This is a genomic window from Actinomadura sp. NAK00032, assembly GCF_013364275.1.
In the GTDB taxonomy this organism is placed as follows: Bacteria; Actinomycetota; Actinomycetes; order Streptosporangiales; family Streptosporangiaceae; genus Spirillospora.
The window spans coordinates 1904474-1927848 of record NZ_CP054932.1 but is presented as its reverse complement, the minus strand read 5'-3'; the positions used below and the strand labels follow the sequence as shown (position 1 = coordinate 1927848).

Genomic DNA, 23375 nt, shown 5'->3' with positions numbered 1-23375 from the left:
GGTGGCTTTTCCGAACCCACCTTCGGGCCCAGGGTAACCACGGGCGTCAATTGTTCCAGCGCATCGCAGCGAAGCACAGCCCCGGCGCGCGGTTGTGGATAATGCAATCCACCTCAACAGGAACGGGGAAGATTGCCAAACGGTGACGATCCCCTATCCAAGGCTCCGAAGAGTGCGCAGGTCCAGGTTCCGGACAAGCGGCGCGACTCGGTCGTTGCTTGGTGACCGGGTGGCGGTGACGGGCGCAATCCATTCCCGAAAGAATCCGACAAACTGGCCGATACGCGACATCACATGGCAAAACGGCAGCTCACCGGCCTCGCCCGCCCCAGCGGCACCTCAAAGACCCGCTGTTGCCAAAATCACACTGGTCACGGCCCTTGCCGGACCCTGACAGCCCCTCCGCGGCGGCGGTCAGACGTTGAAGCGGAACTCCACGACGTCGCCGTCCTGCATCACGTACTCCTTGCCCTCCATCCGGACCTTGCCGGCGGTGCGGGCGGCGGCCATGGACCCGGCCTCGACGAGGTCGTCGAACGAGACGATCTCCGCCTTGATGAAGCCGCGCTGGAAGTCGGTGTGGATGACGCCGGCGGCCTCCGGGGCGGTGTCGCCCGTGCGGATCGTCCAGGCCCGCGCCTCCTTGGGCCCCGCCGTCAGGTACGTCTGCAGGCCGAGCGTGCCGAACCCGATGCGGACGAGCTGCGACAGGCCCGACTCCTCCTGCCCCATGCCCTGGAGCAGTTCGAGGGCCTCGTCGTCCGGCAGCTCGATCAGCTCCGCCTCGATCTTGGCGTCCAGGAAGATCGCCTCGGCGGGCGCCACAAGGTCGCGCAGGCGCGCGCGCAGGGCCTCGTCGGTCAGCTCGCTCTCGTCGAGGTTGAAGACGTAGAGGAACGGCTTGGCGGTGAGCAGGTGCAGCTCGCGCAGCAGGGCGAGGTCGATGCCCGCCTTCTCCGCGCCCGCGAAGAGCGTCACCCCGTCGTCGAGAAGCTTTTGCGCGGCGTTCACGGCGTCGACGACGGCGAGCTTGTCCTTGTCCTTCTTGGTGCGCGCCTCCTTGTCGAGGCGCGGCAGCGCCTTCTCGATCGTCTGGAGGTCGGCCAGGATCAGCTCGGTGTTGATCGTCTCGATGTCGCGGGACGGGGCGACGTCGCCGTCCACGTGCGTGACGTCCGGGTCCTCGAAGGCGCGGATGACCTGGCAGATCGCGTTGGTCTCGCGGATGTTGGCGAGGAACTTGTTGCCGAGGCCCTGCCCCTCGGACGCGCCCTTGACGATGCCCGCGATGTCGACGAACTCCATCGTCGCCGGGATCACCTTCTGCGAGCCGAACAGCTCCGCCAGCGTGTGCAGGCGCGGGTCGGGCACCCCGACCACGCCGACGTTGGGCTCGATGGTCGCGAACGGGTAGTTGGCGGCCAGCGCGTCGTTCTTGGTCAGCGCGTTGAACAGGGTGGACTTGCCGACGTTGGGCAGCCCGACGATTCCGATGGAGAGGCTCACGGCGGTCAAGTTTATGGGCGCCCGCGCGCCCCGCGTACTGCCCGTTACCTCCGCGGGTTCCGCCGAATGTCCGGGACGGGGCGACCCGCGGCATCCCGGCGCGTCGCGATCGCGCTTCGCCGCCGCGCTGTCACGATGAGCGGATGGACCTCGCGCTGTTCGCCGGCCTGCTCGTCGGCGCCGTGTTCGGCGCCGTCGCCGGGTACGCGCTCGCGACGGGCCGGCAGGGCGCGCTGATCGCGCGGGCGCGGGCCGCCGAGGAGAAGCTCGCCTACGCCGAGGACCGGATGGCCGAGCACTTCGAGAACCTGTCCGCGAAGGCGCTGGACGCCAGCAACCAGCGGTTCCTCGAACTGGCGGACGCGCGGCTCAAGGCCGCGGGCGTGGAGGCGGCGGGCGAGCTGCAGCGCCGCCAGCAGGCCGTCGAGCACCTGGTCGCGCCGCTCAAGGAGACCCTCGCCAAGGTGGAGGAGCAACTCCGCGAGGTCGAGACGGGCCGCCGGGAGTCGCACGCGATGCTGGCCAAGCAGGTCGACTTCGTCCGGCAGAGCTCCGACCAGCTGCGCCGCGAGACCCAGTCGCTGGTCCGGGCGCTGCAGCGGCCCGAGGCGCGGGGCCGGTGGGGCGAGTTGCAGCTCCGCCGGGTCGTGGAGCTGGCGGGCATGGCGCACCACTGCGACTTCGACGAGCAGGCCAGCGCCGTCACGGCCGACGGGACGGTCCGTCCCGACATGGTCGTGCGGCTGGTCGGCGGCAAGAGCATCGTCGTCGACTCCAAGGTCTCCCTTGCCGCCTACCTGCAGGCCGCCGAGAGCGGCGACCCGGTCCGCCTGGACGCGCACGCCCGCCACCTGCGCGACCACGTCGACCGGCTGGCGGCGAAGTCGTACTGGCAGGCGTTCAGCCCGGCCCCGGAGTTCGTCGTCCTGTTCATCCCCGGGGAGGCGTTCCTCGCCCCGGCGCTCGACCGCGACCCGGGCCTGCTGGAGTACGCGATAAGGCGGCGGGTGCACATCGCCACGCCGACCACCCTCATCACCATGCTTCGGACGGCCTCCTACGCGTGGCAGCAGGCCGCCCTCTCAAGGAACGCGCGCGCGGTCTTCGAGCTGGGCAAGGAGCTGTACGAGCGGCTCGGCACGATGGGCCAGCACGTCGACGAACTGGGGCGCGCCCTCACCGGAGCCATCAAGTCCTACAACCGGACGGTCGGCTCGCTGGAGACGCGCGTGCTCGTCAGCGCCCGCAAGCTGAACGAGCTGGGCGTGGTCGAGGACGGCCTGGAAGGCCCCCGCCCCGTGGAGGAGAGCCCGCGCGCGCTCTCGGCGGCCGAACTGACCGCCGAGGGCGACCCCCTGGAGGACGAGGCCGAGCCCGCCCCGGCGCCCGAAGCGGTAGGTTTCGGCTCACAGGCCATTCCCGAGCAGGCGGACCGGCGCGACGCGCAGGAGCGGGGCGAACCGGGCGGTGCGGGGCGCCGGTTCCCCGGGGCGAAGGGGTGGCGATGAGTTCATCGACGGCACGCGGTGCGCCCGGCGGCGCCCCGCCGGCTCCGGAGGGTGCAGTGGGACGTCAGCACGGCGCCGCGGCCCCGCGCTCGCGCGCGCGCTCGGCCGGCGCCGGGAGCCCGGTCACGCTGACCGGCCGCGGCGGCATCGTCGTGATGTTCGCCGTCGGGGTGCTGTGCGGGCTGCTGTCGCGCTGGTTCGAGGTGCCGCTGCTCGCCGGCGCCGGATTCGCGATCGGCTGCGCGCTCGCGGCGTTCGCGACGCGCCCGGCCGACCTGCTCACGCTCGTCGTCAGCCCGCCGCTGGTGTTCTTCGCCGCCACGGTCATCGTCGTGTTCGCCACCGCGCTCGGCGACGGCTCGCTGCTGCGCGGCGTCACGGTCGGCGTCCTGACCGCGCTGGCGGCCACCGCGCCGTGGCTGTTCTTCGGGACGCTGCTGGTCCTCGTGATCTGCCTGGCGCGGGGGCTGATGACCAACGTCCGCGAGCTGCGCGACAAGCTCGCCGGGATGCGCCTGTTCGAGAAGGAGGAGAACGAGAACCCCGTCCGGTGGGACGAGTCCCCCGTGACGACGGGGGAGCGCCGCCTCCACCACGGCGAGGTGGACTGAGCGGCGCCCGCCACGCGGCGCCGGGTCTAGACCGGCGTGATGCGGAGGTCCTTGCGGAGTTCCTTCGGGAGGGAGAAGCGCATGTGCTCGGAGACGGACTCGATCTCCTCCGCCGCGCCGAAGCCGCGCTCGGCCAGCCAGGCGAGGACCTCCTGGACCAGCTCGTCCGGGACGGAGGCGCCGCTCGTGACGCCGACCGTCGTGACGCCCTCCAGCCAGGCGGGGTCGATGTGCTCGGCGTAGTCGACGAGGTGGGCGTCGTCGGCGCCGTGCTCCTTGGCGACCTCGACGAGCCGCACGGAGTTGGAGGAGTTCGTCGACCCGACGACGATGACGAGCTGCGACTGCGCCGCCATCTCCTTCACGGCGACCTGCCGGTTCTGGGTGGCGTAGCAGATGTCGTCGGACGGCGGGTCCATCAGGTTGGGGAACCGCTCGCGGAGCTTCTCGACGGTGGCGACGGTCTCGTCGACCGACAGCGTGGTCTGGGAGAGCCAGGCGACCTTGTCGGGGTCGCGGACGGTCACGTTGGCGACGTCGCCGGGCCCGTCCACGAGGTGGATGTGGTCGGGCGCCTCGCCGGTGGTGCCGATGACCTCCTCGTGGCCCTCGTGGCCGATGAGCAGGATGTCGTAGTCGTCGGCGGCGAAGCGGACCGCCTCCTTGTGGACCTTGGTGACCAGCGGGCAGGTCGCGTCGATGGTGCGCAGGTTCAGCCCCGCGGCCTCCTGGTGCACGGCGGGCGCGACGCCGTGCGCGGAGAACACCACGATCGCCCCCTCGGGCACCTCCTCGGTCTCGTCCACGAAGATCGCGCCGCGCTCCTCCAGCGTCTTGACGACGTGGACGTTGTGGACGATCTGCTTGCGGACGTAGATCGGCGCCCCGTACTTCTCCAGGGCGATCTCGACCGTCTGGACGGCCCGGTCGACGCCTGCGCAGTAACCACGCGGCTTGGCGAGCAGGACACGGCGCTGGCTGTTGGCGGTCATGCCCCTATCGTACGAGTCACCGGATCGTGGGAGTGACCTGGCTGTGACCGACTCCACGGTGTCTTTGGACAGAAATCCATTAACCCGGGGTGACCGCGATCGCACCCGTGGGGCAGAGTGAAGTTCACCAGACGAGGCAGGAAGAGGAAGAGTCGATGACGAAATCGCCGCGCCGCCTCAAGGAGCAGGTCCGGGACACGGTGGGCGAGCAGGTTCGCGATCTCCCGCTGCACGCCGTCCGCCTGGCCATGTTCGGCGTCGGCCGGGCGCTGCTGCTCGGCGACCGGGTCACCAGGGACTACAAGGAGATCACCCAGGGCGGCGGCGTGAAGCCGGTGCTCGGGCGGCTGCGCGACGACGTGCAGGGCACGGCCGAGAAGGTCGTCGAGCGCGTCGCCGAGCGGGTGCGCGGCGAGGAGCCCGAGCCCGAGCCGGTGCGCCGCACCCGGCCCGCGGGGCGGCCGGCCGCCGCGCGCGGCGAGGGCACGCGCGCCGCCGGCGCGGAGATCTCCGTCGGCAAGCCCGGCGCCGTGGCCAAGCCCGAGCCGAAGGCCGAGGCCGCACCGAAGGCCGAAGCCGAGGCGGGCACGCGGCACCGGCCGAAGCACGCCCGTCCGGGCCCGCCGCCGAAGCCCGCCAAGCCCGGCGCGCTGGGCCGCCGGCACGCCAAGTCCGAGGAGGAGGCGCCGGCCGACGGGCGGGCGCCGCTCGCGAAGCCGGCCCCGAGTCCCGAGCCCGCCGAGCCGGCGCCCGAGGCCGCGCCGCAGGCCAAGCCCGCGCCGAGCCCGGAGGCCGCCGAGCCCGCGCCGCGCGCGAAGCCCGCCAAGCCGGCGAAACCCGCGAAGCCGGCGAAGCCGGCGAAGCCGGAGCCGGCCGCCGAGGCCGCGCCCGCGGAGGCGTCGGACGAGACGACCGCCGAAGCGGTCGCCAAGGACGGGAAGGCGTTCGAGCCGAAGCCGGAGAACAGGCCCGCCGCACCGGCGGAGGCCGAGCACATCGCCGCGGACCTGCCCGTGCCCGACTACGACGCCGCCACGCTGCCGCAGCTGCGCGCGCGCCTGCGCGGCCTCACGGTCGAGCAGGTGAAGCTGCTGCGCGAGTACGAGCGCCGGCACGCCGCCCGCGAGGACATCATCCGCATGTACGAGCGCCGCATCGCCAAGCTCAACGGCCTCAGCTGACGCCGAGGCCACGAGCCGAGCGCGAGCCGAGCGCGAGCCGAGCGCGAGCCGAGCGCAACACGGGCGCGAACGAGCGCATACGAGCCCCTGGGCAGGCCCCGGGGGCTCGTCCGCGTCTCAGGGGCCGCTGAAGAGCTTGTCGAAGGCGGGCAGCGCCGCGGCGATCCGCGCGCGCTCCTCGCCCGTCAGGTGCGCGAGCCGGTCGGCGAGGAAGGACAGCCGCCGCTCCCGTCCGGCGGCCAGCCGCTCCCGGCCCTCCCCGGTGAGCCGCGCGGTGACGACGCGGGCGTCGGCGCCGTCCCGGCCGCGCGCGACGAGCCCGTCCCGCTCCAGCCGGTTGATCTGGGCGGTCATCGTCGGCAGCCGGACGCCGTGCTCGGCGGCGAGCTCGGTCATCCGCCGCGGCCCGTGCTCCAGCGAGCCCAGCACGGACAGCTGCTGGCCGGTGACCGGCTGGTCGGCGCCGGCCTGCCGCAGCATCAGCACGACGTGGCGCAGGCGCAGGTTGAGCTGCTCGGCGAGCTCGCGGTCGGATGCGGTCACGGATCACTCTCCTCGGGGTCGTAGTCAGTAGTGTTCCTGCATGGCGATGGAGACCACGGCCGAATCCCCGGTTCCGGTGCGGACGGTCCTGCAGGCGGTGAGCGGCTGGATCGGGCGGCTCGGCCGGATCTGGGTCGAGGGCCAGATCACCGACCTCAACGCCCGCGGCGGGACGGTGTACCTGACGCTCCGCGACCCGGTGGCGAACATGTCGGTGCGGGTCGTCGGGCCGCGCGCGGTGGTCGAGGCCGCCGGTCCGGCGGTGACCGACGGCGCCCGCGTCGTGGTGCACGCCAAGCCGGACTTCTGGATCAACCGGGGGACCTTCTCGCTCAGCGTGCTGGAGATCCGGCCGGTCGGCGTCGGCGAGCTGCTCGCCCGGCTGGAGCGGCTGAAGCAGGTGCTGGCGTCCGAGGGGCTGTTCCGCCCGGAGCGCAAGCGCCCGCTGCCGTTCCTGCCGGGGAAGATCGGGTTGATCTGCGGGCGCGACTCCGACGCCGAGCACGACGTCCTGCAGAACGCCCGGCGGCGCTGGCCGGCGGTGGCGTTCCGGGTGGAGAACACCGCGGTGCAGGGCTCGTACGCGGTCGGCGAGGTGATGGAGGCGTTGCGGGCGCTGGACGCCGATCCCGAGATCGATGTGATCATCATCGCGCGGGGCGGCGGCGCGATGGAAGACCTGCTGCCGTTCTCCGACGAGGCGCTGGTGCGCGCGGTGTCGACGGCGCGCACCCCGGTGGTCAGCGCGATCGGCCACGAGCAGGACTCCCCGATCCTGGACCTGGTCGCGGACGTGCGGGCCTCGACGCCGACGGACGCGGCGAAGAAGGCCGTGCCGGACGTGCGCGAGCAGCTCCAGCTCGTCCGGCAGCTGCGCGACCGGGGGCGGCGCTGCCTGTCGGGGGCCGTCGAGCGGGAGCTGGGGTGGCTGCGCGCGGTGCGGTCGCGGCCCGCGCTGGCCGACCCGGTGCGCGAGATCGAGCGGCAGTCCGAGCAGGTCGCGGCGCTGCGGGACCGGGCGCGGCGGTGCCTGTCGGGGGCGCTGGACCGGGCCGGGGACGAGCTGTCGCACACCCGCGCCCGGCTGCTGGCCCTGTCCCCCGCCGCGACGCTGGAGCGCGGCTACGCGATCGTCCAGCGCGACGACGGGGCGGTGGTGCGGGAGTCGGCGGCGGTCAAGGACGGCGAGGCGCTGCACGTCCGGCTGTCCGACGGGCGCCTCGGCGTGACCGTGACCGACCGCGAGGGGTCTTAGGGTGGGGCAGGTGGCGGACGACAAGGAGACGGCCGAGAAGCCGTCGTACGAGCAGGCACGGGACGAGCTGACCGAGGTCGTCAAGCGGCTGGAGGCGGGTGGGCTCACGTTGGAGGAGTCCCTGGCCCTCTGGGAGCGGGGCGAGCGGCTCGCAGCGGTCTGCGAGGAGTGGCTGGAGGGCGCCCGCGCGCGGCTGGCCGCCGCCCTCGACCGTCCGGAGAACGGCGACGCGGCCCCGTTCTGAGGCGCGGCCCCGGACCGGCCGGGCCGTCAGGAGGCGGGCGTCGGCGCCGTCGAAGACCCGAGCTTCGCGCCGCCCTTGCTCTGCGCCTTGAGGGCCGCCGCGAGGACGGCCAGCTCCTGGTAGGACGCGGTGCCGGTCACGACGACGCTGCTGCCGTCCGGCAGGGTGCGGGCGAGCGTGTTCGCCTTCTTGTCCTTGCGGTGGTACTTCGTCCAGGTGACGTCGCCCACCTGCTGCGTCCCGGTCGGCTTGCTGCTGTTGGCCATGCGCGGGACGTACTCAGACGCCTTCTCGTTGCTCTGCTCCAGCGCGGCGTACTCGTCGCTCGGCGTCACGAACCCGAGGTGCCACGCGACGGGCGTGTCACCGCCCGCGCCGAGGCCGGTCAGCCGGGAGCTGTTCGGGCGCCAGCCGGCGGGCAGCCCCTCGGGCGCCCACACGGTGAAGGGCGCGTCGCTGCGCATCGCCCACAGCTGCGAGCTGTAGTCGACGGTCGGCAGGACCTCCTTGTCGCCGCGCGGCGCCACCACGTAGACCGCCAGCACCAGCACCAGGCACGCGGCCATCGCGATCGCGAAGCCGCTGAGGCCGGTCGTGAGCCGCTTGTGCACGCCGGGGCTGACCTCGACGACGGGACGCTCCGCCGGGGCGGTCTCCGGCGCGGCGGGGGCAGGGGACGGGGTCTTGTCGGTCACCCCTCCAGGATCCCCCACGGTCAGCGCTGCTCGGTACCGGGGTTGCGTATCGTGCCGACGATCCCCATGATCTCGTCGGCGAGGCGGCGGGCGGCGACCTCGTCGTCCAGCAGCGAGATCTCGGACACGGCCCCGGCCATCGCGCCGGTCAGCACGGTGACGAGGGCCTCGTCCACGCCGCCGTCGGCGGTGTGGAACAGCGCGGCGTTGCGCCGCGCCCACTTGTTGAGCCGCTGGCGCATGACGCGGTCGAACCCGGGCGGGCCGTCGCCGGAGATGAACAGCCGGGCGACGTCGCGCTCGTCGAGGCAGCCGTTCAGGTAGGCGCCCGCGCCGGCGATGAACTGCCGCATGGGGTCGGTCTCGCCGGCCTCGCGGACGGCGTTGATCGCGTCGCGGGTGCGCTCCTGCTGGCGGCCCTGGAAGTCCTCGAACAGCGTGAGGTACAGGTCCGCCTTGCCGTTGAAGTGGTGGTACAGGCTGCCGACGCTGGCGCCCGCCTTGGCGACGATGTCGGTCACCGCGGCCTGGGCGAAGCCCGACGCGCAGAAGACGTCCCTCGCCGCGGCCAGCAGGGCGCCGCGGGTGGCGGCGCCGCGGTCGGAGGTCCGCGCGGGGGTCTCGGCGGACCGCGCGCCCCCGCCGCGGGCCGCCTCGCCGGACGGGACGTCGATGTCGCTGCTCATGACGCCTGAGATTACGCCCTCTCCCATGGGGAAACGATCCCTTGCCCGCGGGACCGTCAAATACCGGTGCCCCGGGCGGTCGGTACCGCGGGTGCCGGTACGCTCCGTTTCCCGGCTGGTCTGGTCCAATTTGTGACCCGCCGTCCGGTCACCGGAGAATCCGAGGCACCACCGAACGAAGGGGCTGCCCCGTCATGTCCGATGAGACCACCGTTTCCTCCCCGCTCACGACCGAGCCGTCCGCGCCGGACCGCAACCTGGCGATGGAGCTGGTCCGGGTGACCGAGGCCGCCGCGATGGCCGCCGCCCGCTGGGTCGGCCGGGGAGACAAGAACGGCGCCGACGGGGCCGCCGTGAACGCCATGCGCCAGCTGATCAACACGGTGTCCATGCAGGGCGTCGTCGTGATCGGCGAGGGCGAGAAGGACCACGCGCCGATGCTGTTCAACGGCGAGCGGGTCGGGGACGGCTCCGGCGCCGAGTGCGACGTGGCGGTCGACCCCGTGGACGGGACCCGGCTGACCGCGCTCGGCATGAACAACGCGATCGCGGTGCTGTCGGTGGCGCCGCGCGGGTCGATGTTCGACCCGTCCGCGGTGTTCTACATGGAGAAGCTGGTGACCGGCCCGGAGGCGGCGGACGCCGTCGACATCGAGCGCCCGATCGCCGACAACATCCGCGCGATCGCCCGCGCGAAGGGCTCCGCGCCGAACGACGTGACCGTGTGCATCCTGGACCGGCCGCGGCACGAGGGCATCGTGAAGGAGGTCCGCGAGGCCGGAGCGCGGATCAAGTTCATCCTGGACGGCGACGTGGCCGGCGCGATCATGGCGTCCCGGCCGGGCACCGGCGTCGACCTGCTGCTCGGCATCGGCGGCACCCCGGAGGGGATCATCGCGGCGTGCGCGATCAAGGCGCTCGGCGGGGTGATCCAGGGCCGGCTGTGGCCGCAGGACGAGGCGGAGAAGCGCAAGGCGCGGGACGCGGGCCACGAGCTCGGCCGGGTGCTGACCACCGACGACCTGGTGACGTCCGACGACGTGTTCTTCGCCGCCACCGGGATCACCGACGGCGAGCTGGTCGACGGCGTCCGCTACAGCAAGGGCACGGCCGTGACGCACTCGCTGGTGATGCGCTCCCGCAGCGGGACGATCCGGACGATCTCCAGCGAGCACCAGCTCGCCAAGCTCCGCGCCTACAGCGCGATCAACTTCGACACGGCGGTCTGACCCGCCCCCGGTAGCGCTACGCGCGGCGTCCCCGGCCGAGGCGGTCGCGGACGCGGGTGCGCAGCGACCGCTTCGGCGCGCGGGCGCGCACCGAACCGAAGATCATGGTGCCGCCGACCTCGACGGTGGGCCCGTCCTGTGCGGGGCGGGCCCGCAGGTCGCGGGTGCTGAGGATGGTGCGGCCGGTGACGTGCACGGTCACGCCCTCGGGGACCAGGAGCCGGATCCGGCCGCCGAGCACCAGCGGGTCGACGACGATGTGGCGGCGCTGCAGGACGGCCTCGCGCAGGTCGAGCTCGACCGTCCCGAACAGGGCGAGGACGGGCAGCTTCACGGGGACGACCCAGCGGCCTTCGCGGCGGGTGCGGCCGAAGAAGACCGTGACCGGGCGGTCGTCCACGAGGATGGGCTGCGCCTCCTCGGGTCCGAGGTCGCCGGTGAGGCCGGTCAGCTCGCCGAGGGTGCGGGCGGCGTAGGCGCGGGCGGTGCGCTCGGAGTGCTCGGCCATGCTGAGCCGCCCGTCGGCGACCGCCTCGCCGAGGACGGCGACGACGCGTTCCCGGTCGGCGTCGGACGCGCGCAGGTCGCGCACGCTGGTGGCCTTCGCGGCCGGGCGCTGGGGAACGTCCACACCTAGAAGATTAACCGCCGCCCGGGGCGGGGGCCGCCGGAAAACCTGTGGGGTTGTGTCCGGCCCTGTCCTTACTGTGAGGGGTATGACCTTGCAACGTGCCCAGATCGCCGCCGCCCGTGACGAGGCGGGCGCGGCGGCGATCAGCCTGCGCGGCGTCGTCAAGCGGTTCGGCGACTTCACCGCCGTGGACGGGCTGGATCTGGAGGTCCCCACCGGGATCTGCCTGGGGCTGCTGGGCCCGAACGGCGCCGGGAAGTCGACGACGATGAAGATGCTGACCGCGCAGGCGATCGCCGACGAGGGGAGCATCGAGGTGCTCGGCTTCGGCGTCCCCCGCGAGTCCAAGCGCGCGCGGGCGGTGATGGGGGTCGTCCCGCAGCAGGACAACCTGGACGAGGAGCTGACCGCCCGCGAGAACCTGGAGGTGTTCGCGCACCTGTACCGGGTGCCCCGCAAGGAGCGGCGCAAGGCCGTGGACGACGCGCTCGCGATCGCGCACCTGACCGAGCGGCAGCGCACGAAGGTCGACGACCTGTCCGGCGGCATGCGGCGGCGGCTGCTGATCGCCCGCGGGCTGGTGCACCGGCCCGCCCTCGTCCTGCTGGACGAGCCGACCGTGGGCCTCGACCCGCAGGTGCGGGCGGAGCTGTGGGGGCTGATCGACGGGCTGCGCGCGGCCGGCACGACCGTGCTGATGTCCACGCACTACATCGAGGAGGCCGAGCGCCTCGCGGACGAGTGCGCGCTGATGTCGCACGGCAAGGTCATCGCACGGGGCTCGCCGACCGCGCTGGTGGCCGAGTACGCGGGCGACCGGGTGGTCGAGCACTACGGGCCGCCCGACCGGCTGGCGGAGGTCGAGCGGCTGGCGCGGGGCGCGGGCCTGCCGACGCGCCGCACGGGCCCGTCGGTGTCGGTGCTGAAGGCGGAGACCATCGCGCCGTCGCTGGAGGACGAGTTGGGCCCGGACGGCGTGCGCCGCGCCGCCAGCCTGGAGGACGTGTTCGTGGTACTGACCGGGGAGCGGGTCGAATGACCCGGGCAGAGGTGGAGCGGGCGCCGCGGCTGCGGCGGTTCGAGTTCGCGCCGGTGCGCGGGATCTGGCGGCACGAGTTGGCGCTCTACAAGCGGTACTGGAAGTCGCAGTCGTTCGCCTCGATGGTGGAGCCGACGTTCTTCCTGCTCGCGTTCGGCTACGGGTTCGGGTCGATGGTCGCGGTCATCGGCGACTACCGGTACCTCGACTTCGTCGCGACCGGCGTCGTCGGGACGGCGGCGCTGTTCACGTCGGTGTTCCCGGGCATGTTCAACGGCTACATCAGGCGGGTGTTCCAGCACACCTACGACGGGATGCTCGCGGCGCCGGTGGACGTCCACGAGCTGGTGACGGCCGAGGCGCTGTGGATCGCGGCCAAGTCGGCGGTGTACTCGTGCACGCCGATCGTGGTGGCGCTGTTCTTCGGCCTGGATCCCGCGTTGGGGATGCTGCTGGTGCCGTTCGTGACGTTCTTCACCGCGCTCGGCTTCGGGCTGTTCGGCATGTGGACGTCCTCGGTGGTCCCGTCGATCAACTCGTTCGACTACGTGATCACCGGCGTGGTGACGCCGCTGTTCCTGATCGCCGGGACGTTCTTCCCGGTGGACGCGCTGCCCGACTGGGCGCAGAAGGTCTCCTACCTGAACCCGCTCTACCATTGCGTGGAGCTGGTCCGGGACGCGGTGTTCGGCCTCCGCCCGCTGGCCGACCTCGGGCACCTGGCGGGGCTGGTGGCCTTCGCGGCGCTGATGTGGGTGATCGCCGTCCGCGGGATGCGCAGGCGCCTCATCGACTGAACGACCCGGGAGACGATTGACCGGCGGCCCGCCCGGTCTCTACGCTGACGCGAATCTTATTCACGTTGTGCCTCGCAGAGAGGTCGGGCCGCATGACCCAGGGCATCACCGTACGGGACCGCCAGGCCCGGTCCGCCGCGTACACGGCGTTCGCCGTCCAGGGGCTCTGCTTCGCCTCCCTGGTGACGCAGGTACCGCAGATCCAGAAGGCCCACCACCTCAGCGACGCCACGCTCTCGCTGGTGCTGCTGATGGTGCCGCTCGTCGCCGGGGTCGGCAGCGTCGCGTCCGGCGCCCTGTTCCAGCGGTTCGGCAGCGGCCCGGTGCTGCGGGTCTCCCAGCCGGCCGTCGCGGTCATGATCGCGCTGATCGGCCTCACCGGCGACAACGACGTCGCGCTGTACGCCGCCGTCGCCCTGTTCGGGCTGTTCGTCGGCGCGGTGGACGCCTCGATGAACGCCCAGGCCATCGCCGTCGAGCGCCGCTACGGCCGCAGCCTGATCACCGGCTTCTACGCGGTGTGGAGCGTCGCCGGCATCCTCGGCGGGCTCTGGGCGTCGCTGTCCAACAAGATCGACCTGCCGCTGTCCGCCTGCTTCGCGATCGCCGCCGCCGCGGGGATCGCCGGGTCCCTGGCCACCGGGCACCGCCTCTACCGCCGCGCGGAGGAGGGCGACGGGCCGACCGCCGAGGAACTGAAGGCCGCCGGACGCAGCGTCCCGTGGCGCCCGATCCTCGTCGTCGGCGCCGCGATGGCCGTCGCCTACCTCGCCGACTCGGCGATCTCCAGCTACGGCGCCAAGTACCTGGACGACGAACTGTCGGCGAGCGACTGGGTCGCGCCGCTCGGCTACGTCGCCTACCAGGTCACGATGGTGGTCAGCCGGGCCGTCGCCGACCTCGCCGTCCGCCGCTCGGGCGCCGTCCGCGTGGTGCGGATCGGCGGCCTGGTCGGCATCGTCGGCATGGCCGGCGTGGTCGCCGCGCCGAACGCCGCCGTCGCCATCGCGGCGTTCGCGCTCGCCGGCCTCGGCCTCAGCGTGATCGCCCCGGTGTCCTTCTCCGCCGCCGGCCGCGTCGACCCGACGGGCCTGGGCGTGGCGGTCGCCCGCGTGAACATCTTCAACTACGTCGGCTTCGTCCTGGGCGCCGCCGTGGTAGGCGCGATCGCCCCTCTGAGCACCGACCACGGCCTACGCATAGCCTTCATCGTCCCCACGGTGCTCATCCTGGTCGTCTTCGCCACCGCCAAGGGCTTCAACCCAAGGCCCGCAGCAGACCCCACCCCAGAAACCCCCACAATGCAGCGCCCCACAGTCTGAGGGGTGTTCTTCCCAGGGGGTTGTGTTTTCCCAGAGGGGCGACCCCCTGGGAAAACACACCCTGGGAGGTTACGCATCCTCCAAGAGGCGGAGTGCCTTCTCGCCTTCTGCTTGGGCTTGTTCGGGGGTCAGGTCCGTCAGGGCGCGGCTGAGGGCCACTTCGGCGGCGTCCGCGGCGGCGCGGAGGGTCACCGCGTGCTCCTGTGCCCTTTCGAGGTCGCCCAGGCCTATGCAGTCGAAGGCCACCCGCGCATCGTGGCCGGCCATCTTCAGCTGCCGCGCGGCCTCATCCAGACTCATGCAAACCTCCTACTCCAGGGATGTCGGTCCTACCCACCGGCACCCTGGGTAATCGCTTGACCCAGCAGTTCCGCTGCCTTGACCAGGCGTGTCTCGCCCATTCCGGCATAACCGAGGACGAGCGCGGGCGGCGCGGCGGCGGCGCGGCCCGGCCACCACAGGGGCCGGGCGCCCGCCACGGCGACGCCCGCACGGGCCGCGCGGGCCACGATCGCGTCCTCGTCGCTTCCGGACGGCAGCTCCACGTAGAGGTGGATGCCCGCCGACACGCCGCGAACCCTCGCGCCGGGGAGATGCTCGCTCAGCGCGGCGGCGAGGGCGTCCCGCCGGGCCCGGTAGCGGCGCCGCATGGTGCGCAGGTGCCGGTCGTAGCCGCCGCTGCGGAGGAACTCGGTCAGCGCGTGCTGCTCCAGGACGGGCGCGCCCAGGTCGGTGACGGCGCGGTACTCGCGCAGCCGCCCCACGACGGACGGCGGGGCGACGGCCCACCCCAGCCGCAGCGCGGGGGCGAGGGACTTGCTCACCGAGCCGAGCAGGACGACCCGCTCGGGGTCGACTCCCTGGAGGCAGCCGACGGGGTCGCGGTCGTAGCGGAACTCGGCGTCGTAGTCGTCCTCCAGGATCAGGCCGTCGACGTCGCGCGCCCAGGCGATCAGCGCGGCGCGCCGGGCCGGGGACAGCACCACGCCGGTCGGGTACTGGTGCGCGGGCGTGACCAGGACGGCGCGGGCCCCGCTGCGGGCGAGCGCCGCGACGTCGACGCCCTCGCCGTCCACCGGGACGCGGGCGAGCCGCAGCCCGGCGGACTCCATCATCGGCAACTGCCGGGCGCTGGTCGGGTCCTCCACCGCGAGCGTCCGGTGCCCGCTCGCCCGCAGGAGCGCGAGCAGCGCGGACAGGCCCTGCGCCACCCCGTTCATGATCACGACGCGGCCGGGGTCGGCGTACGCGGCGCGGACCCGGCCGAGGTAGCTCGCCAGCTCCGCGCGCAGCACCGGGACGCCGCCGGGGTCGGGGTAGCCGAGCTCATCGTTCGGCAGGGTGCGCAGCGCGGCGCGGGCGGCGGCGATCCAGCGTTCGCGAGGGAAGGCGGACAGGTCCGGCCGGCCGGGGGTCAGGTCGTAGAACGACGCGGGCGCGGGCGCCGAGTCACCGCCCCGAGCCGCCGTACCCTGCCCCATCGCCCCGCCATACTGCGTCCCCCCGCCCTGCTGCGCTGACGTGCCGTACTGCGGCGTCCCGCTGGGCTGCGCCGTCCTGCCGTACTGGAGCGCCGCACCGTGCTGCGTTGACGCGCCATGCTGCGACGGCTCGCCCTGCTGCGGAGTAGCGCCGTACTGCGTTGGCCCGCCCTGCTGCGACGTCCCGCCGTACTGCGTTGTCGTGCCGTACTGCGTTGTTCCGCGCTGCTGCGGCGTACCTCCCTGCTGCGTTGGCGGGCCGTGCTGTGTTCCGCCGTGCTGCCAGGTTTCGCTGTGTTGGGACGGGGTGCCGGGCGGCAGGGGGGCGCCGTCCGGGGGGAGGGTGGTGGTGTCGGGACGGGCCAGGGGGGCCACTCGGGTGCCGTCGCCGCGGCGTGCGATGAGGAAGCCCTCCGCGGTGAGCTGCTCGTACGCGGTGACGACGACGCCGCGGGAGACGTCCAGATCGCGTGCCAGGTCGCGGCTCGACGGCAGCCGGGTCCCGGCGGTCAGCCGGCCGGAGCGCACGGCCGCGCGGAAACCGGCGGCGATCTGCGCCGCCAGCCGGCCGGCGGACCGGTCCAGGGGAAGGTGAAGGTCGGTCACATCACCCTCAGCGCCAAGAGGGAGCCCGAGCGTCACCGGGCCGGTAATGGTCCATAGTCAAGCATGGTGATTGGCTCTGTTTGCAGGACCAAGCGCACCCTAGCGTTCCGTCCATGAACACCTCACACAGGCGCGGCGCGGTCGGCGCGGGGTCCGCGATGTTCCTTGTCGGCACGCTGACCGCCGTCTCGGCGACCATCTCGGGGTATCCGATCTTCGGCGGCCAGGCGGTCCGGTACGCGGTCGCCGCGCTCATCCTGTTCGCCGTCGCGCGCTTCGCGGGCGGGCCCGCGCGGCGGCCGTCCGCGCGGGACTGGGCGCTGCTGGCGGCCCTGGCGGGGACCGGGCTCGTCGCGTTCAACGTCTGCATCGTGGCGGCCACCGCGGACACCAGCCCGGCCACCATCGGCACGGTGATCGCGGCGGTCCCGATCGTGCTGGCGGTCGCCGGGCCACTGCTGGACGGGCGCCGGCCGGCTCCGGCGGTGCTCGTGGCGGCGTGCGCGGTGGCGGCCGGCGCGGCGCTGACGGGCGGGCTCGGCGGCGGGAGCGTCCGCGGGCTGCTGCTCTCGCTGGGCGCGCTCGGGGGCGAGGTGTGCTTCTCGCTGCTGGCCGTCCCGCTGCTGCCCCGGCTCGGGCCGCTGCGGGTCTCCGCCTACTCCGCCGCGCTGGCCGCCCCGATGCTGCTCGCCGCCGGGCTGCTCGCGGACGGGACGGCGGTGCTGCGCGTCCCGACCGCCGCCGAGCTGGCGGGCTTCGGCTACCTGACCGTCGTCGTCACCACGGTCGCGTTCCTGCTCTGGTACGACGCGATCGGCCGGCTCGGCGCCGACCGCGCCGGGCTCTTCGCGGGCCTGGTCCCGGTCAGCGCGCTGATCACGACGGTCGCGCTCGGCCTCGGCCGGCCGGGCGCCGCAGAGCTGGCGGGGGCCGCGCTGGTCGCGGCGGGCGTGGTGGCCGGGCTGCGCGCGCAGGTCGCCCCCCGTGAACCCGCGCTCCGCGAACCCGTAGCCTGTGAGGCGGCCCCCATCGGAATCGCGCGAGGATCTGCCTGAGATGCCTGAATTCTCCTACACCGACCTGCTGCCGCTCGGCCCGGACGAGACCGACTACCGGCTGCTGACCTCCGACGGCGTGTCCGCGTTCGAAGCGAACGGCCGGACGTTCCTGCAGGTCGAGCCGGAGGCGCTGCGGCTGCTCACCGAGACCGCGATGCGCGACATCGCGCACCTGCTGCGCCCGGCGCACCTGGCGCAGCTCCGGCGGATCCTGGACGACCCCGAGGCGTCCCCGAACGACCGGTTCGTGGCCCTGGACCTGCTGAAGAACGCGGGCATCGCGTCCGGCGGCGTCCTGCCCATGTGCCAGGACACCGGCACCGCCATCGTGATGGGCAAGCGCGGCCAGCACGTCCTGACCGACGGGGCCGATGAGGAGCACATCTCGCGCGGCGTGTACGACGCGTACACGAAGCTGAACCTGCGCTACTCGCAGATGGCGCCCGTCACCATGTGGGACGAGAAGAACACCGGCTCCAACCTGCCCGCGCAGATCGAGCTGTACGCGGCCCCCGGCGACGCCTACAAGTTCCTGTTCATGGCCAAGGGCGGCGGCAGCGCGAACAAGTCGTTCCTGTACCAGGAGACCAAGGCCGTCCTGAACCCGAAGCGGATGATGTCCTTCCTGGAGGAGAAGATCCGTTCGCTCGGCACCGCCGCGTGCCCGCCGTACCACCTGGCGATCGTGGTCGGCGGGACGTCCGCCGAGTACGCGCTGAAGACCGCCAAGTACGCCTCGGCCCACTACCTGGACACGATGCCGACCGAGGGTTCGCCGCTCGGCAACGGCTTCCGCGACCTGGAGCTGGAGCTGCGGGTGTTCGAGCTGACGCAGCAGCTCGGCATCGGCGCCCAGTTCGGCGGCAAGTACTTCTGCCACGACGTGCGGGTGATCCGGCTGCCCCGGCACGGCGCGTCCTGCCCGGTGGCGATCGCGGTGTCGTGCAGCGCCGACCGGCAGGCCCTCGCCAAGATCACGGCGGAGGGCGTGTTCCTGGAGCGGCTGGAGACCGACCCCGCGCAGTACCTGCCCGACACCACCGACGAGCACCTGAACGACGAGGTCGTCCGGATCGACCTGAACCGGCCGATGGAGGAGATCCGCGCGGAGCTGACCCGCTACCCGGTGAAGACGCGGCTGTCGCTGACCGGCCCGCTGGTGGTGGCCCGCGACATCGCGCACGCCAAGATCAAGGAGCGGCTGGACGCGGGCGAGCCCATGCCGCAGTACCTGCGCGACCACGCCGTCTACTACGCGGGGCCCGCCAAGACGCCGGAGGGCTACGCGTCCGGCTCCTTCGGCCCGACCACCGCCGGCCGGATGGACTCCTACGTCGAGCAGTTCCAGGCGGCCGGCGGCTCGCTGGTGATGCTGGCCAAGGGCAACCGGTCCAAGCAGGTCACCGACGCGTGCGAGGAGCACGGCGGGTTCTACCTCGGCTCGATCGGCGGCCCGGCCGCCCGCCTCGCCCAGGACTGCATCAAGAAGGTCGAGGTCCTCGAATACCCGGAACTCGGGATGGAGGCCGTCTGGAAGATCGAGGTCGAGGACTTCCCGGCGTTCATCGTGGTGGACGACAAGGGCGAGGACTTCTTCGCCGACACCACCGGGCCCGTCCTCAGCATCGGCAGGCGCTGACGTTCGGCAGCCGCTGACGGCTCTCCGGCGACCTTCTGGAGAGCTGTTCAGCGGGCCGCGGGGCGCCCGCCCGCCCGGTTTCTCGTCAGTAGGTCACAGTATTGGGCCGAAAATATAGTTCCTCCTGAGGTCTCCCGGATGACCGCCTGGCCACTCCGGTATCTTTTCCGCCATGTCACAGTCAGAGCGCCTCGTTCTAGCGACGCGCTACCGGCTGGTCTCGGAAATAGGTCAGGGTGCCAACGGCACCGTCTGGAGAGGGCATGACGAGCTCCTCGATCGCGCTGTGGCGATCAAAGAGCTGCGGCTCCCCGAAGACCTCTCCGAGGACGACCGGGTGGTCTTCTACCGCCGCACCCTGCGGGAGGCGCGCGCGCCCGCTCAGCTGCGCACGCACTCCATCGTCGAGGTGTACGACGTCGTCATCGAGCAGGGCCGCCCCTGGATCGTGATGGAGATGATCGAGGCGCCCAGCCTCGAGCAGCTCATCGAGCGCTCGGGCCCGCTGCCGCCCGACCGCGTCGCGCACATCGGCCGCGCCCTGCTGGACGCCCTCAACACCGCGCACAAGGCCGGGATCGTGCACCGCGACCTCAAGCCCAGCAACGTGCTGCTGGACGGCGACCGGGTCGTGCTGACCGACTTCGGGCTCGCGTTCTCCTCCGGCTCCGCGAGCCTGACCAAGACGGGCCACTTCATGGGCTCGCCCGCGTACGTGGCGCCCGAGGTCGCCGCCGGGGAGAAGGCCACCCCCCGGTCGGACCTGTGGTCCCTCGGCGCGACGCTGTACGCGGCGCTGGAGGGCCGCCCGCCGTTCGAGCGCGAGAACGTGATGGCGACGCTGTCCGCGCTGGCGAACGAGTCGACCCCGTCCCCGCAGAACGCGGGCGCGCTCGCGCCCGTCATCACCGGGCTGCTGGAGAAGAACCCGACCCGCCGGCTCAGCCACGCGCGGGCCGTCGACCGGCTCGAACGGGCCCTCGCCGGGCCGCGCTCCGGCCGCCGCCCGCCGACGCCCCGCTACCGGCTGATGGCCGTGATCGCGCTGATCGGCGCGACCGTCGCGTCCTGCGGGATCGGCGCGACCGCGCTGATCGTCGGCATGATGCGGGAGAGCCCGGGGCCCTCCCCCACGGCGACCTCGTCCAGCCCGGCCGGTACCGCGCAGGCCGCCGCGCCGCCCGGCGCCGAGTCGGCCACGCTGGTCGTGCGGGCCCGCACCGACGCGTGCAAGATCTTCGTGTCGGTGCCCGGCGACGCGATCACCGTGCTCAGCGACGAGACCCTGCACAAGGGCGACGCGCGGCGCTACGACCAGCCCCGCCTCAACGCGGTGGTCTACGACGCGTCCGCCTGCGACGTGTGGGTGAACGGCGAGCAGAAGCCGGCCGGGGCGCCCGGCGAGCGCAAGAACTACACCCTGAACAAGGGATGAGCCCGGGCCGCAGGTGACCCGGGGGCGGGCGGGGAGTGAGAACGCCCACCCCGGGGAATGCGGGAGCCACCTGGCAGGCTGCCATGAAGGACGGCAGCGGTTTCGAAGGGGAGGCTTCCATGTCCGAGCAGGAGTTCCGGGTCGAGCACGACTCCATGGGCGAGGTGCGGGTCCCGGCGGCGGCCAGGTGGCGGGCGCAGACCCAGCGCGCGGTGGAGAACTTCCCGATCTCCGGCCGGCCGCTGGAGGCCGCGCACATCGCCGCGCTCGGCCACATCAAGGCCGCGGCGGCCACGGTCAACGCCGAGCTGGGCGTGCTCGACGCGGACGTCGCCGCCGCGATCACCGAGGCGGCGCGGGAGGTCGCGGACGGCCGTTGGAACGACCAGTTCCCCATCGACGTGTTCCAGACCGGGTCGGGGACGTCGTCCAACATGAACGCCAACGAGGTCGTCGCGACGCTGGCGCAGGAGCGGCTCGGCCGCCCCGTCCATCCGAACGACCACGTGAACGCCTCCCAGTCGTCCAACGACGTGTTCCCCTCCTCGATCCACATCGCGGCCACCGGGGGCGTCCTGAACGACCTGATTCCCGCGCTGCGGCATCTGGAGGCCGCGCTGGCGCGCAAGGCCGGCGAGTTCCGGACCGTGGTGAAGTCGGGCCGCACCCACCTGATGGACGCCACGCCCGTGACGCTCGGCCAGGAGTTCGGCGGGTACGCGGCGCAGGTGCGGCACGGCGTCGAGCGGCTGGAGGCCGTGCTGCCGCGGCTCGCGGAGCTGCCGCTCGGCGGGACGGCGGTCGGCACCGGCATCAACACCCCGGAGGGCTTCGCCGCGCGCGTCATCGCGGAGATCGCGCGGGTCACCGGGCTGCCGCTGACCGAGGCCCGCGACCACTTCGAGGCGCAGGGCGCGCGGGACGGCCTGGTCGAGGCGAGCGGCGCGCTGCGCACCGTCGCGGTCAGCCTCAACAAGATCGCCAACGATCTGCGCTGGATGGGGTCCGGGCCGCGCGCCGGGCTCGCCGAGATCCGGCTGCCGGACCTGCAGCCCGGGTCGTCGATCATGCCGGGGAAGGTCAACCCGGTCATCCCGGAGGCGGTGGCGCAGGTCGCCGCGCAGGTCATCGGGAACGACGCGGCGGTCGCGTTCGGCGGCGCGGCCGGCAACTTCGAGCTGAACGTGATGCTGCCGATGCTGGCCCGCAACGTGCTGGAGTCGGTCACGCTGCTGGCCAACGTGTCGCGGCTGCTGGCGGACCGCTGCGTGGACGGCATCGAGGCCGACGCCGACCGGATGCGCGAGTACGCCGAGTCCTCGCCGTCGATCGTGACGCCGCTGAACCGCTACATCGGGTACGAGGAGGCGGCGAAGGTCGCCAAGCAGGCGCTCAGGGAGCGCCGGACGATCCGCGAGGTCGTGCTCGAACGCGGCTACGTCGACGACGGGAAGCTGACCGTCGAGCAGCTCGACGCGGCGCTCGACGTGCTCGGCATGACCGGCTCGCCCGGCTGGCGCCCCCGCGGCTGACGCCCCTCGCAGGGCCTGTGCGCGTCCCAGCGGCCCGTGCGGGCGCCGGGACGCGCCGGGCCGGGATCAGTACCAGCCGGCCGACTGGAAGTGCGACCAGCCGCCGCAGGGCGTCTTGTAGCGGTTCTTGATGTAGCCGAGGCCCCACTTGATCTGGGTGGTGGCGTTGTTGCGCCAGTCGGGGCCGGCGCTCGACATCTTGGAACCGGGCAGCGCCTGCGGGATGCCGTACGCGCCCGACGGGTTGGCCGCGTGGGTGTTCCAGCCGCTCTCGCGGTCCCACAGCTTCACCAGGCAGCCGAACTGGCCGTCGCCGGTGAACCCGAAGCTCGGCATGAGCCTCTTGGCGATCTCCTGCGCCTCGCCCTTCGGCGTCGGGTCGCCGAGCGGGGCGCCGCCGCCGTCGTCGCCGTCCTTCTTCTTCTCCGGCGTCTTGGTCGGGATCGGGGCGCCCTTGGGCCGCAGGGCGGGGCCCTTGCCGTCGTCCTCGCGCGTCTCGCGGGACGCGCGTTCGAGGGCGAGCTCGCGCCGCTGCTGCTCCAGCACCTTCGGGTCGACCTTGGGCGCGGCGGCGTCCGCCAGCTGCCGGGTCGGCTGGACGGTCGCGGCGGCGTCGCCCGAGTCGCCGGACCCGCCGGCGAACGCGAACGCGGCGACCGCGCCGCCGCCGATCACCACGGCGGCGCCCGCCGCGACGGCGGCGATCCGCAGGCCGGTGCGCCCGCCGGAGCCGGAACCGCCGGCGCGCCGGGAGCGGGCCCGGCCGCCGGGGGGCGGCGGCTCGGCGGAGCCGAAGCCGAGCGTGTCGCCGCCGGGGGCGGCGGCGCGGGCGGCACCGGCGACGTGCACGTCGTCCTCGTGCGGCGCGGACGCCGGCGGGGCCTGCCGCTCGGCGGAGGGCTGCTCGGGGGACGGCTGCCCGGCGGGAGACGGCGTCTCGAAAGCGGCCATCGCGTCCGCGACGGGGGCCGGGAGGTCGCCGAAGTTCTGTCGTTCGTCTCGCCTAGGGGACCCGGGACGGTCTCCGTACAAGGCGGTCCTTCCGACGGTCGCACGCGCATGGACACGCGGACGAGCTGTTTCCACCCCGGCCCGGCCGGCCGCCAGGGGTGCGTGCGGCTCCGGGCCCGGCGGGCGCCTCGTCCGGGGCGCGTCTTTTGGGGGGCCGCGCTCCGGCCTGGCACCGCTCGGGGGTGCTTACGAGGAGACACAATGCCGGAGTCCGCGGGCCGCTTCGCAACCGAAACGAGACCAATGCGGCCTACGGGGCCGTTGTCAACTCCCCCTTCGCGGCACCGAAACGCCCGGCCCGCCTGCACGTCTCCGCTATTGGCGCCCTGAATATGACCTTAATCACAACTCTACGGTACGAGGTTTGCCGATCA

Annotated in this window: 22 protein-coding genes; 13 read left to right on the top strand and 9 right to left on the bottom strand. The window is 73.0% G+C overall.

From position 1 onward, the window contains the following. Window positions 1-414 precede the first annotated feature (414 nt). Window positions 415-1506 carry a redox-regulated ATPase YchF gene (gene ychF / locus HUT06_RS09005; RefSeq protein ID WP_176195289.1) on the bottom strand — a complete coding sequence of 364 codons (1092 nt, stop codon included), beginning with the start codon at window positions 1504-1506 and terminating at the stop codon, window positions 415-417. Between the two features lie 143 nt (window positions 1507-1649). On the opposite strand from ychF, the gene HUT06_RS09000 reads away from it, so the two are divergent. Next, a complete protein-coding gene (locus tag HUT06_RS09000; protein WP_176195288.1) occupies window positions 1650-3014 on the top strand; it encodes a DNA recombination protein RmuC in 1365 nt (454 codons plus the stop codon). A 56-nt stretch (window positions 3015-3070) separates the two neighbouring features. Then, window positions 3071-3625: a DUF6542 domain-containing protein gene (locus HUT06_RS08995; protein ID WP_254715063.1), complete on the top strand. Its 555-nt coding sequence runs from the start codon at window positions 3071-3073 to the stop codon at window positions 3623-3625. Window positions 3626-3651: 26 nt separating this feature from the next. On the opposite strand, the gene HUT06_RS08990 is transcribed toward HUT06_RS08995, so the two are convergent. Beyond that, window positions 3652-4617: a 4-hydroxy-3-methylbut-2-enyl diphosphate reductase gene (locus HUT06_RS08990; protein ID WP_176195287.1), complete on the bottom strand. Its 966-nt coding sequence runs from the start codon at window positions 4615-4617 to the stop codon at window positions 3652-3654. A 155-nt stretch (window positions 4618-4772) separates the two neighbouring features. Here HUT06_RS08990 and HUT06_RS08985 point away from each other — a divergent pair, with 155 nt between their 5' ends. Next, window positions 4773-5798 (top strand): hypothetical protein, encoded by a 1026-nt coding sequence (locus tag HUT06_RS08985; RefSeq protein ID WP_176195286.1) that lies wholly within the window; start codon window positions 4773-4775, stop codon window positions 5796-5798. Window positions 5799-5915: 117 nt separating this feature from the next. Here HUT06_RS08985 and HUT06_RS08980 read toward each other — a convergent pair whose 3' ends face one another. Next, window positions 5916-6341: a MarR family winged helix-turn-helix transcriptional regulator gene (locus HUT06_RS08980; protein WP_368406961.1), complete on the bottom strand. Its 426-nt coding sequence runs from the start codon at window positions 6339-6341 to the stop codon at window positions 5916-5918. 40 nt (window positions 6342-6381) lie between these two features. Between HUT06_RS08980 and xseA the strand changes: the two genes are divergently transcribed. Beyond that, entirely contained in the window at window positions 6382-7596 is a 1215-nt protein-coding gene (gene xseA / locus HUT06_RS08975; RefSeq protein ID WP_176195285.1) for an exodeoxyribonuclease VII large subunit, read from the top strand. A 10-nt stretch (window positions 7597-7606) separates the two neighbouring features. Further along, window positions 7607-7840, top strand: a complete 234-nt coding sequence (locus tag HUT06_RS08970) for an exodeoxyribonuclease VII small subunit (protein ID WP_138639174.1) — start codon at window positions 7607-7609, stop codon at window positions 7838-7840. Between the two features lie 26 nt (window positions 7841-7866). Here HUT06_RS08970 and HUT06_RS08965 read toward each other — a convergent pair whose 3' ends face one another. Together HUT06_RS08965 and HUT06_RS08960 are read right to left on the bottom strand one after the other, a co-directional pair. Continuing rightward, a complete protein-coding gene (locus HUT06_RS08965; RefSeq protein WP_176195284.1) occupies window positions 7867-8535 on the bottom strand; it encodes a DUF4245 domain-containing protein in 669 nt (222 codons plus the stop codon). A gap of 20 nt (window positions 8536-8555) precedes the next feature. Further along, the gene (locus HUT06_RS08960) at window positions 8556-9221 is read right to left on the bottom strand and encodes a TetR/AcrR family transcriptional regulator (RefSeq protein WP_176195283.1); all 666 of its coding nucleotides are present in this window, start codon (window positions 9219-9221) and stop codon (window positions 8556-8558) included. Between the two features lie 194 nt (window positions 9222-9415). Between HUT06_RS08960 and glpX the strand changes: the two genes are divergently transcribed. Then, window positions 9416-10450, top strand: a complete 1035-nt coding sequence (glpX, locus tag HUT06_RS08955; protein ID WP_176195282.1) for a class II fructose-bisphosphatase — start codon at window positions 9416-9418, stop codon at window positions 10448-10450. Between the two features lie 16 nt (window positions 10451-10466). Here glpX and HUT06_RS08950 read toward each other — a convergent pair whose 3' ends face one another. Then, window positions 10467-11081, bottom strand: coding sequence for a DUF1707 domain-containing protein (locus HUT06_RS08950; RefSeq protein ID WP_254715062.1), 615 nt, complete (start codon window positions 11079-11081; stop codon window positions 10467-10469). An 85-nt stretch (window positions 11082-11166) separates the two neighbouring features. On the opposite strand from HUT06_RS08950, the gene HUT06_RS08945 reads away from it, so the two are divergent. From HUT06_RS08945 to HUT06_RS08935, 3 genes are all read left to right on the top strand, one after another. Then, entirely contained in the window at window positions 11167-12120 is a 954-nt protein-coding gene (locus tag HUT06_RS08945) for an ABC transporter ATP-binding protein (RefSeq protein WP_176195281.1), read from the top strand. After that, a complete protein-coding gene (locus HUT06_RS08940) occupies window positions 12117-12917 on the top strand; it encodes an ABC transporter permease (RefSeq protein ID WP_176195280.1) in 801 nt (266 codons plus the stop codon). The genes HUT06_RS08945 and HUT06_RS08940 overlap by 4 nt, the downstream gene beginning before the upstream one ends. A gap of 92 nt (window positions 12918-13009) precedes the next feature. Beyond that, window positions 13010-14239, top strand: a complete 1230-nt coding sequence (locus HUT06_RS08935; protein ID WP_176195279.1) for an MFS transporter — start codon at window positions 13010-13012, stop codon at window positions 14237-14239. Window positions 14240-14308: 69 nt separating this feature from the next. Here the strand turns inward: HUT06_RS08935 and HUT06_RS08930 are convergent, their stop codons facing one another. Both HUT06_RS08930 and HUT06_RS08925 read right to left on the bottom strand, forming a co-directional pair. Further along, window positions 14309-14539 (bottom strand): hypothetical protein, encoded by a 231-nt coding sequence (locus HUT06_RS08930; RefSeq protein ID WP_176195278.1) that lies wholly within the window; start codon window positions 14537-14539, stop codon window positions 14309-14311. A 29-nt stretch (window positions 14540-14568) separates the two neighbouring features. Further along, entirely contained in the window at window positions 14569-16326 is a 1758-nt protein-coding gene (locus tag HUT06_RS08925; RefSeq protein WP_254715061.1) for a PLP-dependent aminotransferase family protein, read from the bottom strand. A gap of 113 nt (window positions 16327-16439) precedes the next feature. On the opposite strand from HUT06_RS08925, the gene HUT06_RS08915 reads away from it, so the two are divergent. The 4 genes from HUT06_RS08915 (at window position 16440) to HUT06_RS08900 (ending at window position 21990) form a co-directional block, all read left to right on the top strand. After that, window positions 16440-17381, top strand: a complete 942-nt coding sequence (locus HUT06_RS08915) for an EamA family transporter (protein ID WP_176195277.1) — start codon at window positions 16440-16442, stop codon at window positions 17379-17381. A 1-nt stretch (window position 17382) separates the two neighbouring features. Further along, window positions 17383-19023: a fumarate hydratase gene (locus tag HUT06_RS08910; RefSeq protein WP_176195276.1), complete on the top strand. Its 1641-nt coding sequence runs from the start codon at window positions 17383-17385 to the stop codon at window positions 19021-19023. Window positions 19024-19195: 172 nt separating this feature from the next. Then, window positions 19196-20458 carry a serine/threonine-protein kinase gene (locus HUT06_RS08905; RefSeq protein ID WP_176195275.1) on the top strand — a complete coding sequence of 421 codons (1263 nt, stop codon included), beginning with the start codon at window positions 19196-19198 and terminating at the stop codon, window positions 20456-20458. Between the two features lie 119 nt (window positions 20459-20577). After that, on the top strand, window positions 20578-21990 hold the full coding sequence (locus HUT06_RS08900; protein WP_176195274.1) for an aspartate ammonia-lyase: 1413 nt from the start codon (window positions 20578-20580) through the stop codon (window positions 21988-21990). Window positions 21991-22056: 66 nt separating this feature from the next. On the opposite strand, the gene HUT06_RS08895 is transcribed toward HUT06_RS08900, so the two are convergent. Continuing rightward, entirely contained in the window at window positions 22057-22941 is an 885-nt protein-coding gene (locus HUT06_RS08895; protein WP_254715060.1) for a lytic transglycosylase domain-containing protein, read from the bottom strand. Window positions 22942-23375: the final 434 nt, after the last annotated feature.

Coding starts and splice junctions, on each gene's coding strand:
- HUT06_RS08930 (WP_176195278.1), bottom strand. CDS start 14,539: ATGAGTCTGGATGAGGCCGCGCGGCAGCTGAAGATGGCCGGCCACGAT.
- HUT06_RS08935 (WP_176195279.1), top strand. CDS start 13,010: ATGACCCAGGGCATCACCGTACGGGACCGCCAGGCCCGGTCCGCCGCG.
- glpX (WP_176195282.1), top strand. CDS start 9,416: ATGTCCGATGAGACCACCGTTTCCTCCCCGCTCACGACCGAGCCGTCC.
- HUT06_RS08910 (WP_176195276.1), top strand. CDS start 17,383: ATGCCTGAATTCTCCTACACCGACCTGCTGCCGCTCGGCCCGGACGAG.
- HUT06_RS08900 (WP_176195274.1), top strand. CDS start 20,578: ATGTCCGAGCAGGAGTTCCGGGTCGAGCACGACTCCATGGGCGAGGTG.
- HUT06_RS08985 (WP_176195286.1), top strand. CDS start 4,773: ATGACGAAATCGCCGCGCCGCCTCAAGGAGCAGGTCCGGGACACGGTG.
- HUT06_RS09000 (WP_176195288.1), top strand. CDS start 1,650: ATGGACCTCGCGCTGTTCGCCGGCCTGCTCGTCGGCGCCGTGTTCGGC.
- HUT06_RS08940 (WP_176195280.1), top strand. CDS start 12,117: ATGACCCGGGCAGAGGTGGAGCGGGCGCCGCGGCTGCGGCGGTTCGAG.
- HUT06_RS08915 (WP_176195277.1), top strand. CDS start 16,440: ATGAACACCTCACACAGGCGCGGCGCGGTCGGCGCGGGGTCCGCGATG.
- HUT06_RS08895 (WP_254715060.1), bottom strand. CDS start 22,941: ATGGCCGCTTTCGAGACGCCGTCTCCCGCCGGGCAGCCGTCCCCCGAG.
- HUT06_RS08990 (WP_176195287.1), bottom strand. CDS start 4,617: ATGACCGCCAACAGCCAGCGCCGTGTCCTGCTCGCCAAGCCGCGTGGT.
- HUT06_RS08905 (WP_176195275.1), top strand. CDS start 19,196: ATGTCACAGTCAGAGCGCCTCGTTCTAGCGACGCGCTACCGGCTGGTC.
- HUT06_RS08945 (WP_176195281.1), top strand. CDS start 11,167: ATGACCTTGCAACGTGCCCAGATCGCCGCCGCCCGTGACGAGGCGGGC.
- HUT06_RS08960 (WP_176195283.1), bottom strand. CDS start 9,221: ATGAGCAGCGACATCGACGTCCCGTCCGGCGAGGCGGCCCGCGGCGGG.
- xseA (WP_176195285.1), top strand. CDS start 6,382: ATGGCGATGGAGACCACGGCCGAATCCCCGGTTCCGGTGCGGACGGTC.